The organism is Pseudomonas tensinigenes (assembly GCF_014268445.2).
Classification (GTDB): Bacteria; Pseudomonadota; Gammaproteobacteria; order Pseudomonadales; family Pseudomonadaceae; genus Aquipseudomonas; species Aquipseudomonas tensinigenes.
The window spans coordinates 1,171,670-1,187,845 of the sequence record NZ_CP077089.1 but is presented as its reverse complement, the minus strand read 5'-3'; the positions used below and the strand labels follow the sequence as shown (position 1 = coordinate 1,187,845).

12 protein-coding genes and 1 tRNA gene are annotated in these 16,176 nt (G+C 60.5%); 4 read left to right on the top strand and 9 right to left on the bottom strand.

All coding sequences use genetic code 11. The annotated features are described in order from the left end of the window. Positions 1-74 precede the first annotated feature (74 nt). The 3 genes from HU718_RS05090 to ptsP are packed head-to-tail and all read right to left on the bottom strand — an operon-like array spanning position 75 to position 5,622. A complete protein-coding gene (locus HU718_RS05090; RefSeq protein WP_186615923.1) occupies positions 75-1,808 on the bottom strand; it encodes a PTS fructose-like transporter subunit IIB in 1,734 nt (577 codons plus the stop codon). Positions 1,809-1,819: 11 nt separating this feature from the next. Beyond that, positions 1,820-2,761, bottom strand: a complete 942-nt coding sequence (gene pfkB / locus HU718_RS05085) for a 1-phosphofructokinase (RefSeq protein ID WP_186615922.1) — start codon at positions 2,759-2,761, stop codon at positions 1,820-1,822. Beyond that, positions 2,761-5,622: a phosphoenolpyruvate--protein phosphotransferase gene (gene ptsP / locus HU718_RS05080; protein ID WP_186615921.1), complete on the bottom strand. Its 2,862-nt coding sequence runs from the start codon at positions 5,620-5,622 to the stop codon at positions 2,761-2,763. The genes pfkB and ptsP overlap by 1 nt, the downstream gene beginning before the upstream one ends. A 308-nt stretch (positions 5,623-5,930) precedes the next feature. Here ptsP and cra point away from each other — a divergent pair, with 308 nt between their 5' ends. Further along, positions 5,931-6,926, top strand: coding sequence for a catabolite repressor/activator (gene cra, locus HU718_RS05075; protein WP_186615920.1), 996 nt, complete (start codon positions 5,931-5,933; stop codon positions 6,924-6,926). 3 nt (positions 6,927-6,929) lie between these two features. Next, a complete protein-coding gene (locus tag HU718_RS05070; RefSeq protein WP_186615919.1) occupies positions 6,930-7,706 on the top strand; it encodes a TatD family hydrolase in 777 nt (258 codons plus the stop codon). A 116-nt stretch (positions 7,707-7,822) separates the two neighbouring features. Here HU718_RS05070 and HU718_RS05065 read toward each other — a convergent pair whose 3' ends face one another. The 4 genes from HU718_RS05065 to HU718_RS05050 form a co-directional block, all read right to left on the bottom strand. Continuing rightward, the gene (locus tag HU718_RS05065) at positions 7,823-9,853 is read right to left on the bottom strand and encodes a methyl-accepting chemotaxis protein (RefSeq protein WP_186615918.1); all 2,031 of its coding nucleotides are present in this window, start codon (positions 9,851-9,853) and stop codon (positions 7,823-7,825) included. A 198-nt stretch (positions 9,854-10,051) separates the two neighbouring features. Next, positions 10,052-10,891 carry a regulatory signaling modulator protein AmpE gene (gene ampE / locus HU718_RS05060; RefSeq protein ID WP_186615917.1) on the bottom strand — a complete coding sequence of 280 codons (840 nt, stop codon included), beginning with the start codon at positions 10,889-10,891 and terminating at the stop codon, positions 10,052-10,054. Beyond that, positions 10,888-11,448, bottom strand: a complete 561-nt coding sequence (gene ampD, locus HU718_RS05055) for a 1,6-anhydro-N-acetylmuramyl-L-alanine amidase AmpD (RefSeq protein WP_102900723.1) — start codon at positions 11,446-11,448, stop codon at positions 10,888-10,890. Before ampD ends, ampE begins: the two co-directional genes overlap by 4 nt. A 64-nt stretch (positions 11,449-11,512) precedes the next feature. Continuing rightward, a complete protein-coding gene (locus tag HU718_RS05050; RefSeq protein WP_186615916.1) occupies positions 11,513-13,693 on the bottom strand; it encodes a DUF1631 domain-containing protein in 2,181 nt (726 codons plus the stop codon). Between the two features lie 369 nt (positions 13,694-14,062). Between HU718_RS05050 and nadC the strand changes: the two genes are divergently transcribed. Next, on the top strand, positions 14,063-14,911 hold the full coding sequence (nadC, locus tag HU718_RS05045) for a carboxylating nicotinate-nucleotide diphosphorylase (RefSeq protein ID WP_038357484.1): 849 nt from the start codon (positions 14,063-14,065) through the stop codon (positions 14,909-14,911). A gap of 89 nt (positions 14,912-15,000) precedes the next feature. Here nadC and HU718_RS05040 read toward each other — a convergent pair whose 3' ends face one another. Next, positions 15,001-15,300: a DUF6388 family protein gene (locus tag HU718_RS05040; RefSeq protein WP_034154593.1), complete on the bottom strand. Its 300-nt coding sequence runs from the start codon at positions 15,298-15,300 to the stop codon at positions 15,001-15,003. A gap of 275 nt (positions 15,301-15,575) precedes the next feature. Here HU718_RS05040 and HU718_RS05035 point away from each other — a divergent pair, with 275 nt between their 5' ends. Further along, positions 15,576-16,070, top strand: coding sequence for a hypothetical protein (locus tag HU718_RS05035; protein ID WP_110719003.1), 495 nt, complete (start codon positions 15,576-15,578; stop codon positions 16,068-16,070). A gap of 7 nt (positions 16,071-16,077) precedes the next feature. Here the strand turns inward: HU718_RS05035 and HU718_RS05030 are convergent. After that, positions 16,078-16,153 (bottom strand) — tRNA-Thr (locus HU718_RS05030). Positions 16,154-16,176: the final 23 nt, after the last annotated feature.

Here is a 16,176-nt window from a genome sequence, read left to right as displayed (position 1 = left end):
CCAGTCAACATACATGTCGCTGGCAGATTGCATTCGCGAGCAGGCTCGCTCCCACAGGGGATTTGTGTTGTCAGTCAGGCCTTGGCGGGTTCCAGGGCCAACTCGACGGCTTCCGGGCGTTTGACCGTCGCATAGACCACAGCGGTCAACAAACTACCGGCGACAATCGCCAGCAAATACAGCAGCGCATGATTGATCGCATTCGGGATCGCCAGCACAAACAAGCCACCGTGCGGCGCCATCAGTTTGCAGCCGAAGTACATCGACAACGCACCGGTCAACGCACCGCCGGCAATGCTCGCCGGGATCACCCGCAACGGGTCTTTCGCGGCAAACGGAATCGCCCCCTCGGAGATAAAGCACAACCCCAGCACCAGCGCCGCTTTGCCGGCCTCGCGCTCAGTCTGGGCAAACTTTCTCCGCGCAATAAACGTAGCGATACCCAAGCCAATCGGTGGCACCATGCCCGCCGCCATCGTCGCCGCCATCGGCGCATAACTCTGCGACGCCAGCAGCCCCACAGAGAACGCATACGCGGCTTTGTTGATCGGCCCGCCGAGGTCGACGCACATCATGCTGCCGAGCAACACACCGAGCAGAATCGCGTTGGTGGTGCCCATGCTATCGAGGAAATGCGTTAGCGCCCCGAGCATGCCGGCGACCGGTTTGCCGACCACGTAAATCATCACCAGCCCGGTAAACAGACTGGCGAACAACGGGATGATCAGAATCGGTTTCAGCGCTTCGAGACTTTGCGGCAACGCGACATAACGGCTGATCGCCTTCGCCGCGTACCCGGCGATAAAACCGGCGACGATCCCGCCGATAAACCCGGCGCCCAGCGTGCTCGCCAGCAAACCACCGATCATCCCCGGCGCCAGGCCCGGACGGTCGGCAATCGAATAGGCGATGTAACCGGCCAGCAACGGCACCATCAACTTGAACGCGGTCTCGCCGCCGATCTGCATCAGCGCGGCCGCCAGCGTGCCTTCTTCCTTGAACGCGGTGATGCCGAACACAAACGACAGCGCGATCATCAAACCGCCGGCCACCACCATCGGCAGCATGAACGACACGCCGGTCAGCAGGTGTTTGTAGACGCCGGTTTTTTCTTGCTTGGCCGGTGCCTTGCCGTCACCCGCAGCACTTTCCACAACACCTTCGGCCAGCGCTTTTTTCAGCGTCGCCTCGGACTGTTTCAACGCAATGCCAGTGCCGCAGCGATAAATTTTCTTGCCGGCGAATCGCTCGGTGGCGACTTCGATATCCGCCGCCAGCAACACCACGTCGGCTTCGGCAATCGCCGCTGCGCTCAATGGGGTTTTCGCGCCCACCGAGCCTTGGGTTTCGACCTGCAATTCATAGCCCAGACGCTTGGCAGTTTGCTGCAAAGCTTCGGCGGCCATGAAGGTGTGGGCGACACCGGTCGGGCACGCGGTGATGGCGACGAGGCGTGGCGCGCGCGGCGCATCAGCAACCGGTTCAACAGCGCCGGCGACGTAAACTTCAGCCTCTTCAGCACCACGACGCAGCACCGCTTCAACATCCTGCAACGCCTGCGCCGGGGCAATCTGGAAAACACGTTTACCGACAAAACGCGTCATGTCGACCGCGCCGGTGGCGACCAGCAAAACCCACTCGGCCGCGGCAATGGTCGCCGCCGACAATTCGCGTTCGGGGTGCGCCGCATCGACCACTTCAACGCTGGTGCTCCAGCCCTGACGCTGCGCCGCCGCATCGAGCAAACGCGCGCACAGCACACTGGTGACCATGCCGTTCGGGCAAGCCGTAACAATGGCTAATTTCATGACAAACCCTCTTATTGTTCTGTCAGGGGACGCACGCGCACGCCCTGTTCGAGCTGCGCCAGTTGCGCAGCGTCGTTGATGCCGAAACCGATCTGGGTCACCGCCATCGCCGCAATTGCGGTGGCCGTGCGCAGAGTTTGTTCAGGCGTGTCGGCGCTGAGCAAACCGTGGAGCATGCCGGCCAGCAAGGAATCGCCGGCACCGACCGTGCTGGCGACGCTGACCTTCGGCGGCGTGGCATGCAGTGCCGAACCGACGCTGAACCAGTTCACGCCATCAGCACCGTGAGAAATCACCACGTGCTCGATGCCTTGCGCATGCAAACGCGCCGCTGCTTGCGCTTCCGCCGTGTGAGAAACCACGTCGCAACCGAGGGCGTCGGCGAGTTCTTCGGTGTTCGGTTTGATCAACCATGGACTGGCTTTCAAAGCTTCGCGCAACGCTTCGCCGCTGGAGTCGAGAGCGACTTTCAGACCGAGCTGGTTGAGCCGCTCGATCAGTTCACGCAACCACTGCGCGGTTACGCCACGCGGCAAACTGCCGGCGACCACCACCGCGTCATGTCCCGGCGCAATCTGCACCAGACGCTCCAGCAACGCTTGCTGTGCAGCCGCGTCGACCACCGGCCCCGGGCCGTTGATGTCGGTGATGCGGCCATCCTGTTCGGCTACCTTGACATTGCTGCGCGTCTCACCCGGCACGCGGATAAACGCGTCGACAAATCCGCGCTTGGCGAACAGGGTTTCGAACGCTTGCAGGTTGTCTTCGCCGAGAAACCCGCTGACCGTGAGTTGATGACCAAGGTCGGCCAGCACTTGCGCGACGTTCACGCCTTTGCCGGCGGCGTGAGTGTGCATCTCGTCGCTGCGATTGACCTGACCGGCCTCCAGTCGCGGCAACTCAACGGTGAGGTCGAGCGCCGGGTTGAGGGTCAGGGTAAGAATCTTGGCCATTACAGGGCCTCCACTAGTGCGCGTACTTCGTTGGCGCTGCCCACGGCCAGGGCCTGTTGAGCAAGGGTTTGCGCCTGGTTCAGGCTGAGTTCGCGGATGCGCGCCTTGACTTCGGCAATGCTGCGCCCGGACACGCTGAGTTCATCGACGCCGAGGCCAACCAACACCGGCACGGCCAGCGGGTCCGCTGCCAGCTCGCCGCAGACACCGACCCATTTGCCATGGGCATGGGCCGCGCGCACGGTGATGTCGATCAGTTGCAGCACCGCCGGGTGCAAGCCATCCGCCTGCGCCGACAGGGTCGGGTGACCACGGTCGATGGCCAGAGTGTATTGCGTGAGGTCGTTGGTGCCGACGCTGAAGAAGTCGACTTCCTTGGCCAATACCGGTGCGAGCAAAGCAGCGGACGGCACTTCGATCATGATCCCCAGTTGCAGATCAGCAACCGGGATTTCCAGGCGCAGACGTTCGGTCATGTCGCGGGCCTGACGCCACTCTTCAACGCTGCCGACCATCGGGAACATGATTCGCAACGGACGGTTATCCGCCGAACGCAGCAGGGCGCGCAATTGCGCTTCCATGATCTGCGGTCGCTGCAAGGTCAGGCGAATGCCGCGCACGCCGAGGAACGGATTTTCTTCTTTGGCGATCGGCCAATACGGCAGCGGTTTGTCGCCGCCGACGTCCAGCGTGCGCACCACCAACGGGCGACCGGCGAGACCGTCGAGCACACGACGATATTCGGTTTCTTGCGTCGCCTCGTCCGGCGCTTGCGGATGGGCCATGAAAATCAGTTCGGTACGCAGCAGACCGATGCCTTCGGCGCCCTGCTCCACCGCGCTGATCACGCCCGCGCTTTCGCCGATGTTGGCGAACACTTCGACCGCGTGACCGTCGGTGGTGTGAGCCGGTTGATGGCGTTGTTCAGCGGCAATCTTCAGGCGTTGCTCGCGGTTGTCGCGTTCTTCGGTGGCGCGTTGCAACGTCGCCGCATCGGCGTCGACGTGCAGGCGACCGCGTTGACCGTCGAGCAGCAACGGCGTGCCCGGTTTCAGCAGCAACACTGCCGCACCAGCGCCGACCAGCGCCGGAATCCCTAGGGCACGCGCAACAATTGCACTGTGCGCGGTGGCGCCGCCGCGTGCGGTAAGAATCCCCGCGACACGTGCCGGGTCCAGCCGCGCGACGTCGGACGGGCCGACCTCGTCCATCACCAGAATGTACGGTTGCTCAGGCTCGCTCGCCGTTTGCACGCCACACAGTTGCGCCAGCACGCGGCGACCGACGTCACGCAAGTCCGCCGCGCGCTCTGCGAGCAACGCGTCTTGCAGCGATTCCTGTTGTTTGGCAGCCGCCTCGATCACCGCCATCCACGCCGCTTCGGCGCTTTCGCCCTGCTTGAGGCGGGTGTCGACTTCATCGGTGAGTTCCGGGTCGTCGAGCATTTCCTGATGGGTGATGAAAATCTCGCGGATGGCTTTGGCTTTGCTGCGTTCGATCAGGCCCTGAATGTCGCTGCGCACATCGCTGAGCGCTTGCTTGAGACGTTCGCGCTCGACGGCGGCGGACTCGCCGCGCAAGGGGTAATCGATGGTTTGCTGAACTTGAATATGCGCAGGCCCGATGGCGATGCCGGGTGCTGCCGGGATTGCTTGCAACTGTGCGCCGGATGCCGGAGCGATCAGCACTTCGGCGATGTCGGCAATGACCTCGCGCTGTTGACTCACCGCTGGCAGCGGCTCGACTTCTTCGCCGAGGCCTTCTTCGATGGCAGCCAAGAGTGCCGGCAAAGCGTCGGCGGCAATGCTCGGCTCGGCGATCAACTCCAGCACCTGACCACGACGGGCGCCAAGGCTGAGCAGTTTGCTCAAACTCTTCACCGACACGGCGCTGTCCTGACCGTCGACGATGCGCACGCGAATTTCGCCGTCAAAACTCTTCGCCAGTTGCGCGAGGATCTTCGCCGGCCGCGCGTGCAAGCCATGGGCGTTGGCCAGGGCAATACGCGCGCTCGGCCAATCGGCGGGCAATTCACCACCGAGCACTTCGAGAACTTTGCGACTGCTGGTGGCGCGGCCCAATTCATGGCCGCGACCTTCGATCAGCAACGCACACAAACGTTCGAGCAGCGCTTGGTGCGCTTCGCCAAGGCTGGCCAGGCAGAACAGACCGCTGAGCGGCTGACCGAGGTAGCGCATCGGTTTGTCCGGCGTCACGAATGCCAGCCCCGGACGCTTCACGGTCTGCTCGCTGTGCAGCCACCACAAACCATCGCCCAGCGGCAGCGCTTCGACCTGCTGCAACACACCGGCAAAACCGTTGCTCACACAATCGGCCTGACGCAACAGACGCGCGCCACGCCAGACCAGTTCTTCGAAATCATCGGCGGAGACACCGAGGCCAATCATCTGCGCGTCCAGCGCCAGTTCCTGCGGCGCGCCTTGCAGCAGTTTCAGCAGCGCCTCAGGTGAACTGGCGCGACGCAGGGCCTGGCCCAGATCGGTCTCGCCGAGGGCACGGGTCAGCAGTTGCAGCAGGCGCAGGTGTTCGTCGGATTTGGCAGCGATACCAATCGCCAGATAAACGATCTGGCCATCGCCCCAATCCACGCCTTCCGGGAACTGCATCAGGCGCACGCCAGTGGCGAACACCTGATCGCGGGTTTCCGGAGTGCCGTGGGGAATGGCAATACCTTGACCGAGAAAGGTCGAGCCCTGGGCTTCCCGTGCCTGCAATCCAGCGAGGTAACCGTCGGCAACCAGACCATCGGCCACCAGGTGATTGGCGAGCAGTTGCAAGGCAGCGGGTTTATCCACAGCCGATTGGCCCATGGATATCTGCTCTATAGTGAGCTCGAGCATGCGATCTCCTTTTTGGCGCTTCATGAGTGCCAGGTATTGTTTTGGATGGTTTGCAGCTTAGGCGCTTTACCGCTTTGCTTTTCAGCGGCAGTTTTGGCGGTTTCACGGCAGAACCGGCCAAAGACGTCTAAAACGTAGAAAATACGCTTGCTGAAACGTTTAATCTAGATTGATCGGCACGTTACTCGATAATGTCCCATCCTTGAAGTCCAACTTGTCGGATGCGCTGCGACAATAGTCGCCTGCCCTAATCGGGTAGGATTGGCGAAAATGTCGCGGCAAGCTCGAAAAAACAAGGAAATCCCGGGTTGAAACTCAGTGATATCGCGCGGTTGGCCGGAGTGTCCGTGACCACCGCCAGCTACGTCATCAACGGCAAGGCCGAACAGCAGCGCATCAGCACCGCGACCGTCGAGCGGGTGCGGGCGGTGGTCGATCTGCACGGCTTCACGCCGAACCCTCAAGCGGCCGGGCTGCGCAGTCGGCACACGCGCACGTTGGGCTTTATTCTGCCGGATCTGGAAAACCCCAGTTACGCGCGGATCGCCAAGCTACTTGAGCAAGGTGCGCGGGCGCGCGGCTATCAATTGCTGATAGCCAGCTCCGACGATGCGCCTGAAAGCGAGCGCCAGTTGCTGCAACTGTTCCGCGCGCGCCGTTGCGATGCGCTGATCGTTGCCAGTTGCCTGCCGGCCGGTGATGACAGTTATCGTCAGTTGCAGGCCAAAGGCACGCCGATCATCGCCATCGACCGGGTCATGGAACCCGAGCATTTCTGCTCGGTGATCAGTGACGACCGCGAAGCCAGTCAGCACCTGACCCAGAGCTTGCTTGACCCGCAACCGAAGCAGATCGTACTGCTCGGTGCGCGTCCGGAACTAAGCATCAGCCAGGAGCGGGCTGCCGGGTTCAAACAAGCGCTGGTCGATTTCAAAGGCGAAGTGCTGGTCGAACACGCCGAGTCTTTCAGTCGTGAATGCGGCAAGCAGTTGATGGAAGAGCTCCTGCAACGTCTGGGGCATTTGCCCGACGCACTGGTGACAACTTCCTACGTGCTGTTGCAGGGCGTGTTCGATGCGCTGCATGACTTCCCGTTGAAATCGCGCCCGCTGCGCCTCGGCACTTTCGGCGATACGCAGTTGCTGGATTTCCTGCCGCTGCCGGTCAACGCCATGGCTCAACAACACCAATTGATCGCCGACAAGGCGCTGGAACTGGCGCTGGCTGCGGTCGAGCAGTCGGAGTACAGGCCCGGCGTGCAGGCCATTGCGCGGACCTTCAAGCAGCGTATTTACCAGGACTGAGCCGTGGAGCTGATCGACAGCCACACCCACCTCGACTTCCCCGACTTCGACGCTGATCGCCCGGCGTTGCTCGCCGAAAGCCGCGCGCTCGGGGTGCGGCGGATGGTGGTGTTGGGTGTCTATGAAGGTAACTGGCAACGGGTGTGGGATCTGGTGCAGAGCGATGCGGATTTGTACGCGGCGTTTGGTCTGCACCCGGTGTATCTCGATCAGCATCGTCCCGAAGATTTGTCGGCGCTTGGTGATTGGCTGACTCGATTACGCGGTCATCGGCAGTTGTGTGCGGTGGGCGAGATCGGTCTGGATTACTTTATCGAAACCCTCGACCGCGAGCGGCAACAGGCGCTGTTTGAGGCGCAGCTACAACTGGCCGCGGATTTCGAATTACCGGCATTAATCCACGTTCGCCGTAGTCATGCGGCAGTGATCTCAACGCTCAAACGCTTCAAGCTCAAACGCGCGGGAATCATCCACGCCTTCGCCGGCAGCCGTGAAGAAGCGCGGGAGTACATCAAACTGGGTTTCAAACTGGGTCTGGGCGGCGCGCCGACCTGGCCACAGGCGTTGCGCATGCATCGAGTGATTGCGGAACTGCCGCTGGAGTCGATCGTGCTGGAAACCGATTCCCCGGACATGGCGCCTGCGATGTTTCCCGGCGTTCGCAATTCACCGGCACACTTGCCAGCGATTTGCGCGGCGCTGGCCGAGCTGATGAATATCACCCCCGAACAACTGGCCGCCACCAGCACCGCCAACAGCTGCGAAGTATTCGGCTGGTAATACATCTCCCCCTGTAGGAGCTGTCGAGTGAAACGAGGCTGCGATCTTTTGATCTTTGAAATCAAGATCAAAAGATCGCAGCGTGCCGCAGCTCCTACAGGTGATTTGTGTACAGCTCAGACGCGGAAGGCGCTGATCAGCTGTTTGAGTTCTACCACTTGGGCAGACAACGCCCGGCTGGCATCTTCGGTCTGGTGCGCCCCCTGCGCCGTGCGCTCGCCGGCGCGGTTGATCTCGACGATGTTCTGATCGATGTCATGGGCCACCGCCGTTTGCTGTTCAACCGCAGCGGCGATCTGCTGATTCTGATCGACGATCATGCCCACCGCACCGAGGATGTTTTCCAGCGCCTGCTGGACCTTCTCCGACTGCCCGACCGTGCCATTGGCCATCTGATGGCTGACGCCCATGGCTTTCACCGCCGCGCCGACACCGCCGTGCAGTTTGGCGATCATCTGTTCGATTTCTTCGGTCGATTGCTGGGTGCGTTTGGCCAGCGTGCGCACTTCGTCGGCGACCACCGCAAAACCGCGCCCCTGCTCGCCAGCACGGGCTGCTTCGATCGCGGCGTTGAGCGCGAGCAAGTTGGTTTGTTCGGCGATGCTCTTGATCACTTCCAGTACACGACTGATCGCCTGGCTGTCGCTGGCCAACTGGTTGATCACCAGCACCGACTGATCGATTTCGCTGGCCAGCGCGGCGATGCTGCCCTGTTGCGATTCGACCAGGCCACGACCACTGATGGTCTCGTCATTCACGCGGTGGGCACTGCTCACCGCTGCGGCGGCACTGCGCGCCACCTCCAGAGAGGTCGCCGACATCTGGTTCATCGCCGTCGCCACTTGCTCGATCTGCGTGCGTTGCCCGGCGACCGCCTGATTGCTCTGCGCGGAGACGTTTTCAACCTGCCCGGCCTGACGCTCGACTTCGCCGACGGTCTGCCCCACGCGCTCGATCAAGTCATGAATCTTGCGCACCGTGCCGTTGAACACCTCGCCCAACTCACCCAGTTCATCGCGACTGTTGGCCTTGAAGTTGACCGTCATATCGCCGGCCGCGACCTTGTCCATCATCGCGCCCAAGCGTTTCAGAGTGGTGCGGGTCGAGGCGTAGAAACCACCGTAGAGATAGAAAATCAGCACGAACACCACCGACAGCGCTACCGCCTGCAAGACCATGTGCGTGCGGTTCTGCGCCAGACGCTGCTGCAATTGAGTGTCGAGGAATTTCAACGTGGCTTCGTTGAGCTGGTAAGTCCGCTCGATCAGCCCGGTGACCTGATCGTAAAACGCCTGCCACGGCGCATCGAGCGTGTCGGCCATCACCACTTGTTCTTCGAACAGTTCGCTGGCCTGTTTCAGCGAGGCTTTGCTGCTGTCAGCCGCCGCGCTGAGGTTTTCCCGCGCGGCTTTGCTGGAGCCGAGGGCGTCCTGCAGTTTCAAGCCGTATTCGGCCTGGAGTTTTTCGATCTGCACCATCAACTCATCGAAACGTGTGCTCGAGGCGCTGTTGAGAAAACCCTGGCCCAATGAATACGAACCCATGGCCCGGCCTTCGCCGAGGGTTTGCGTGACAGTCGGCGTAATCAGGGTGACCAGTTCGCTGAGCTGACGAATGTCGCTCTGATTATCGCGGCTGAGTCCGGCCTGACTGCTGATGATCTGGCTGAAAATCTGCGCACTGGCCAGCAGTTTGCCGATCAACGCGCTTTTGCTCTGCAGCGAGTTTTCCACTTGCTGGGCCTTGAACGCTGCGATCATTTCATCGCGTTTGCCGTCGAAGACCTGGACCTGCTCAGGATCTTCAGTCATCGCCGTCAGTCCTTGCAGGCGTGCCAGAACCGCTTGTTCGAGCGTGGTGATCTGCGCCTCGACATTCCCGGCCTTGCCGGACTGCCCGAGGGTGACGTTGATCTGCACCAGATTGTTGAGGGTTTCCAGATCCCGGCGCAGGGCCAGGCTGCTGCCCAGCACATCAAGGCTTTGCAGCTCGACGCGGGTGCCCTGGAATTCGCGATAGGAATCGCGCACCAGATAGAAATTGGTCACCAGCATCGGCACCAGGAACAACACGCTGATCAGGCTGAACTTCATGCCGAAGCTCAGACGGTTCATCAGCGAGACGGCGGGATAGAGCAAGCTCTTCACTGGAAGTCTCCCTTGGTTTTTCTTGTTTTTATTGGCAGGCGCGGGGCGACAGCAGATAGCCACTATCGGGCGCCATCTCTGTATAGCTCAAATCGAAGGGAGGTTTTGTAACTTAAGGTTAACGACATCGCAGCCCGCGAAACACACATCCCCCTGTAGGAGCTGCCGCAGGCTGCGATCTTTTGATCTTTCTTTAAATCAGTGGATCAGGACTGTCCACAAGGCAAAGCCGGCATACCACAGCACTGCCGCGCGCAGCAGCAGTTCCCACAGGCAATCGAGGGTGTTGATGCCGTCCGGACCGACCACGGGCGGTGGAATCTCCCCCGCCGCCAAACCGACCCGGTTGATCAAGTGCGCAGCACTGATGTTCCAGTTGAGCAACTCATGCAGCATCACCCGACTGACCGCGACAAAGTTGCCGACCAGCGCCAGACTCGCCGCCAGCAGACGCACTGGCACCCAATCAAAGGCATGACGCATTTGCGCGGCGCGCTCGACCAGTGCCGGGGTCTTGCCATGCTCTTCGGCCAGCGCCAGCAATCGATAAGCCAGCGCCGCGACCGGACCGAGCAGGAAATACCAGAAAATCACCGCGAAGAAGCTTTGATACGCCTCCCACAACAAATGCCCCTGCACGCGATCGAGCAATTGCTCGCCACTGTCGGCGCAGATATTCAGATCACGCTTGGCCACGTGCGCCGCGGCTTGCAGATCCTCACGGCGCCAGGCATCGCGAAACGGCCCGAGACCGCCGAGCAAGTCGCCGCGTCCCAGACTGTAAATCACCACCAGCAAATGCACCGGCAGCGCCAGCAAGCCATAGGCCACCGGTTCCAGCACCACCAGCAACAGCGCCAGCAAGGCCAGCGGAAACACCACCAGAATCGTCAACACCAGCCAGGGTTGCTTAGCCAGCCGCTCGCTGCTTTCGAGTTTGTTCAGTTCGCGGATCCATCCGCCATCGCGTTGAACCCGATGACGCAGAGCCGAAAACTTCTCGATCCACAGCGCCAGCAGTAACACCAGAAAACTCATTGTCCTTCCTCTTGTGCCAGGGCTGCGCGGTAACGTGCCCAGTCGAATGCCGGGCCAGGATCGGTCTTACGCCCGGGTGCTATGTCGCTGTGCCCACAAATGCGGGCGCCGGTGATGGCCGGAAATGCTGTTTGCAACTGGCGGGTCAGCGCCGTCAACGCCTGATACTGCGCGTCGGTGAACGGCAGATCATCGGTGCCTTCGAGCTCGATGCCCACGGAAAAATCGTTACAGGTTTCCCGTCCGTCGAAGACCGACACGCCGGCATGCCACGCACGCTCAAGACAGGAGACAAACTGGGTGATCTTGCCGTCACGTTCAATCAGAAAATGCGCCGAGACGCGTAGGTCAGCGATTCCTGCAAAGTAGGGATGTTCGGTGACATCCAGACGATTCTGGAAAAATTCCTGCACCTTGCCCGTGGCGAACTGCGCCGGCGGCAGGCTGATGTTGTGGATGACCAACAGGGAAACTTCGCCCGCAGGGCGCTCATTGAAGTTGGGCGATGGGCACACCTGCACCCCGTGACACCACCCGCTAGCGGGATCCAACTGCATACCGATTCCTTCAACGCCGACTGTGTTGGCGCCCAGTATGCCGTGATCGGCCCCCGGCGCGCGATCACTTGGCGCGATTGAGTCGCCGCAGATTGCCCAGCACCGACTCCAGCGCACGGTCGAACAGTAAGGTGTCGTCCAGCGTACGCACCGCGCCGCGCTCGAATTCCAGGGCCAGCGTAACGCGGCTGCGCTCCAGCACCTTCATCCCGGTGCGATCGACAAACACATACTTGCCGGTGGCTTCGATGATGGCCGCCAGCTTGCAGCGCAGGCTATGGTCATCGTCTTCCTGAAACGCCACCCAACTGCCCAGGCGCAGTTGCTCGACCTGGCGCAGACCGACCGCATCGCGGGGCAAGTGTACCGACGTCAACGCCGCGCTGCCCTCGTCGGCGGTTTGCAGGATGATCTGTTGCGACACCTCGACCATTGGCGAAGCCTGATCAGCCGGATCGGAACGTTCCAGTACCCGCACATGCAGGCCTTCCAGCTCACTGAAAAATTCACTGGTGGCAAAGGGATCAAACGCCGAACTGGTCAGGCCATCCCGCAGCGACTTGAGCAATCCCGGCACCAGTGCCAGCAAGCGCAGGCTGGACTCAGCGTCGTCATGACGCTGCACACTCCAGATCAATTGCTCCATGGTGTGCACATCGGCCTGCCATTCAGCTGACTGATCGCCATGCTTGAGGCAGGTCAGCAGGAGTACTTTGCTCCAGGCGTCCTGGACGAAGGTGACCACCGAGGGCGGCAGGGTTTTGCCCAGCAGTGCTTGATTCAGCGCCCGCTCGACCCGACGCCTTGCCAGTTCAGTCTTCGCTCGCCCCTCTTCGGCGTCACGCAGGCGCTGTTCAAGCAGCTCGCTGCGGCGGCGCTGATCGCTGGTGAACGCGAGAAAATCAGCCAGCAACTCGGAGAAAATCGCCGGATCATCGACAAAGTCAGTCAGCAGGCGCTGCACCACTTGCTCGATGCGCAGGTACAAGCTGTCGCGCGCCTCACCGTCGCAGTCGCCCCAGCCCATCGCTGCCTCGGCGATTTCGTTGAGCAGGCGCCGCGCCGGATGGGTGCTGCGGCTGAAGAAACTCTTGTCGAGCACCGCGACCTTGAGCATCGGGATCTGCAACCGCGCGATCAAGGCCTTGAGCGAATCCGGCACATTGCGGTCTTCAAGAATGCAATCAAACACCATGGCGATCAGGTTGATCACGTCTTCATCCGCATCGCCGACGATCCGCGATTTGCCACTTCTGACGCTGACCCGGGTCAGCAGTTGTTCGAGCTGATTGCGCAGATCGAAGTCATCCTGAGCCGCCAGCGCCGGCACGTACTGCTGCAGGTGCGAGAGCAGGCGCAACAGATCGCGAGTGGAAATCGGCTGCGCCGCAGCGCTGGACTCCAGCGTCGGTGCGACACTGCCGCGCACGTGTGCGAGCAATTGCTGCAGCGCGGCGAAAACTTCCTGCACGCTTTCGTCGACTGGCGGCGTGTCGTCGCTTTCCTCGCTGCTCACGTTGGCGATCGCACGATCAATCGCACGGCGGGCCGGGGCTGGCTTCAACTCCGGCAGCACACCGGTGGCGAGCAGCAATTGATTGGCTTCGGCGTAAAGTTGTTCGGTGTCGGCCAAGACATAACGCTCGAAGAGTTTGAGCAGGATCAGCTTGACCTTGATCTCCACACCCAGATTACGCCCGGCCTGCAGGAAAAACTCACAGAGCATGGCCGGACCGAGCGGGTTGTGCTGATCGTCGAGCGGGTTGCCGAGCAGCGCATTAAGCCGCGCTGTCAATTGATCGAGGGCGAAGCCGTCACGTTTGAGTACGCGACCAACCATGGTCTCGACCGCGACACTGCGTTCCATGTCGTCGCTACGCGGAGCGAACTCGTCGTACATGAGGGCGTGCGGTAGTGCGTTGTGCGTGGGATCGTATTGAGTCAGGCCGACGAAGGCGTCGAAAAACTGCTCGAGAAAGCCGCGCTCGATGTTTTTGCGCTTCAGACGCAGGTCGCGCATGGCTTCGAAGAAGATGTTCTGCTCGACGTCGTTACGCGCCCGGTCGGCCATTTCGAACAACGTGTCGTCGGCGTTATCGAACAGCTCCTGCAAGCCGTGGCGCAGTTGCTGGGCAGCCTTGTCGCGAACCTGAAGCAGAATCACAGGCAGGCGGGCGAGCGGCGAGTGATTCGCCTGATCGGTAGCAGCCTTGTGCAAAGGCACTACTTTCCCGTCGTTGTGCATCCAAGCCTCCTGAAACGGTGATTCGTTCGGTCAAGCCAACCCGGATCCCTGTGGGAGCGAGCCTGCTCGCGATAGCGGTGTGTCAGCCGCAGCAATGTCACTGAAAGAATGCATTCGCGAGCAGGCTCGCTCCCACAACTCCAATCAGGACGTCAAAGCTATGACGTCAAATGCAAGGCGGATTATCTTTCATAACTTGTACCCGGCGCCATAGCCGTCAGGGTTTCCCCTATGCCCTCTCAGTGACCATGTCTGGACACGGTTTGCTCAAAGAAAATCGACCGGATGCAGGCAACCAGCGGAGTTCTCGCCTTGGGTTGGCTCGCGCCATGCCCCTATAATCGAACCACTTTGTTTGTGGAGCCCGTTATGCCGAATCTACGTCTCGCCGATTTGACCGCCGAAATCGAAGCCAACGTGCGCCGTGCGTTGCTCGAAGACATCGGCAGCGGCGACATTACCGCGCAACTGATCCCGGCCGAACGTCTGGCCAAAGCCACCATCATCACTCGCGACGCCGCCGTCATCTGTGGCACGGCGTGGGTCGATGCCGTGTTTCGTCAGCTCGATCCGCGAGTGGCAGTGCATTGGCAAGTGGTCGATGGCGAACGGGTAAAGCCCAATCAACCGTTATTTCATCTGGAAGGCCCGGCCCGTTCGCTGCTGACCGGTGAGCGCAGTGCGCTGAATTTTCTGCAATTGCTTTCCGGCGTGGCGACGCGCGCGCAGTACCTGGCCGATTTTGTCGGCACCACTCAGGTCAAACTGCTCGACACCCGCAAGACTCTGCCGGGTCTGCGTCTGGCACAGAAATACGCGGTGACCTGCGGTGGCTGCCACAACCATCGCATCGGTTTGTACGACGCGTTCCTGATCAAGGAAAACCACATCGCCGCCAGCGGTGGCATTCCACAAGCCATTGCCGCCGCGCACAAGATTGCGCCGGGTAAACCGGTGGAAATCGAAGTGGAAAGTCTGGATGAACTGAAAGAAGCACTGGCTGCCGGCGCCGACATCATCATGCTCGACGAACTGAGCCTGGACGACATGCGCGAAGCCGTGCGCCTGAACGGCGGCAAGGCGAAGCTGGAAGCCAGCGGCGGCATCAACGAAAGCACGCTGTTGCCGATCGCCGAAACCGGGGTGGATTACATTTCGATTGGCGCAATGACCAAGGATGTCAAAGCGGTCGACCTGTCGATGCGACTCAGCCTTTAAACAGCAGCGACAAGATGCGAGTTACAAGCTGCAAGCCACAGCGCTTTTGCGTTGACTTGCAGCTTGCCGCTTAAAGCTTGTAGCTGCTCTTATACGACGAGATTATTCATCTCGCAGTACTCGTCCCACTCGACACCCAGCACTTCGGCCGCCTCTTTGTGCAGCACAAGGCGCTGCGCCTCGAACTCCTCCGGCGTGCTCGTGTACTTGAGCGTCAGTTCCCACGGCTGCAAGCCCTGGGCTTCGGCTTCGTCTTCGAAGGCCCACTGGATCTGGTCCTTCTGATCATCAGGACTCAGGTCCTTGATCTCTTCTTTCAGGTCCGGTACGTCCAGAATGTACTTTTCCAGCGCTTGTTCGTGACGTTGCTCTTGAGTTAATTCGGTCATGGCGTTCTCGCTGATCTTAGGAATGGAGGATGGATCTGGATCATCAAGGATCTCTCTGACGCGGATTTGTCCGGCCTTCGGAACCATTCGGGATCATCTGAAAACTGCTGGGCGATGCTCATGCAGGCTCCGAATATAGGACGTTTGCATGACGAATTACACGGCTCTTTACATCTCTCCCACAAAAAGCTGACCTGCGGAACATAAATACGATTTTCGAGTCATAGCGATGTGCCACTTCGGCACTTCTTCGCTGTTCACAAGGATACCCAGTGATGCGCAGCTTCTCGAAAATTTCTTCTGTTGTGTCTGCCACCGCTCTGATCGCCGCTTTGGTTCTGCCGGCCAGTGCAATGGCTGTTGAATTGAGTAACAGCAGCGCTTCCTACGGCGACAAGGTTTCGCTGATTCACAACGACTACGGCAAAGACGTGGTGATCAGAAGCGATGTCAGCATCGATGACCTGAGAAAAATGCGCGATACCATGAGCGAGCAATCGCGCCAGATCGAAGAACTGAAACGCAACAGCGGTTCGAGTTCAAGCTCCAGCGGCAAGGAAATCGATGATCTGAAAAACAAGGTCAAAGACCAGGACCGTGAACTGGACACGCTCGGTCGTCAGGTCGAAGACCTCAAGCGCAACAGTGGCTCCAGTTCCAACTCGAACAGCAGCGAGATTTCGAATCTGAAACAGAAGATCAACGATCAGGATCGAGCCATGGATCAGCTCAAACGTACCGTCGAGGATCTGAGCCGCAAGGTGAAATAAGCGAGGATGGTGCCCGAGACAGGAATCGAACCTGCGACCTTCGCGTTACGAGTGCGCTGCTCTACCGGCTGAGCTACACGGGCGGTGGGCTAAACCTAGCACCGGT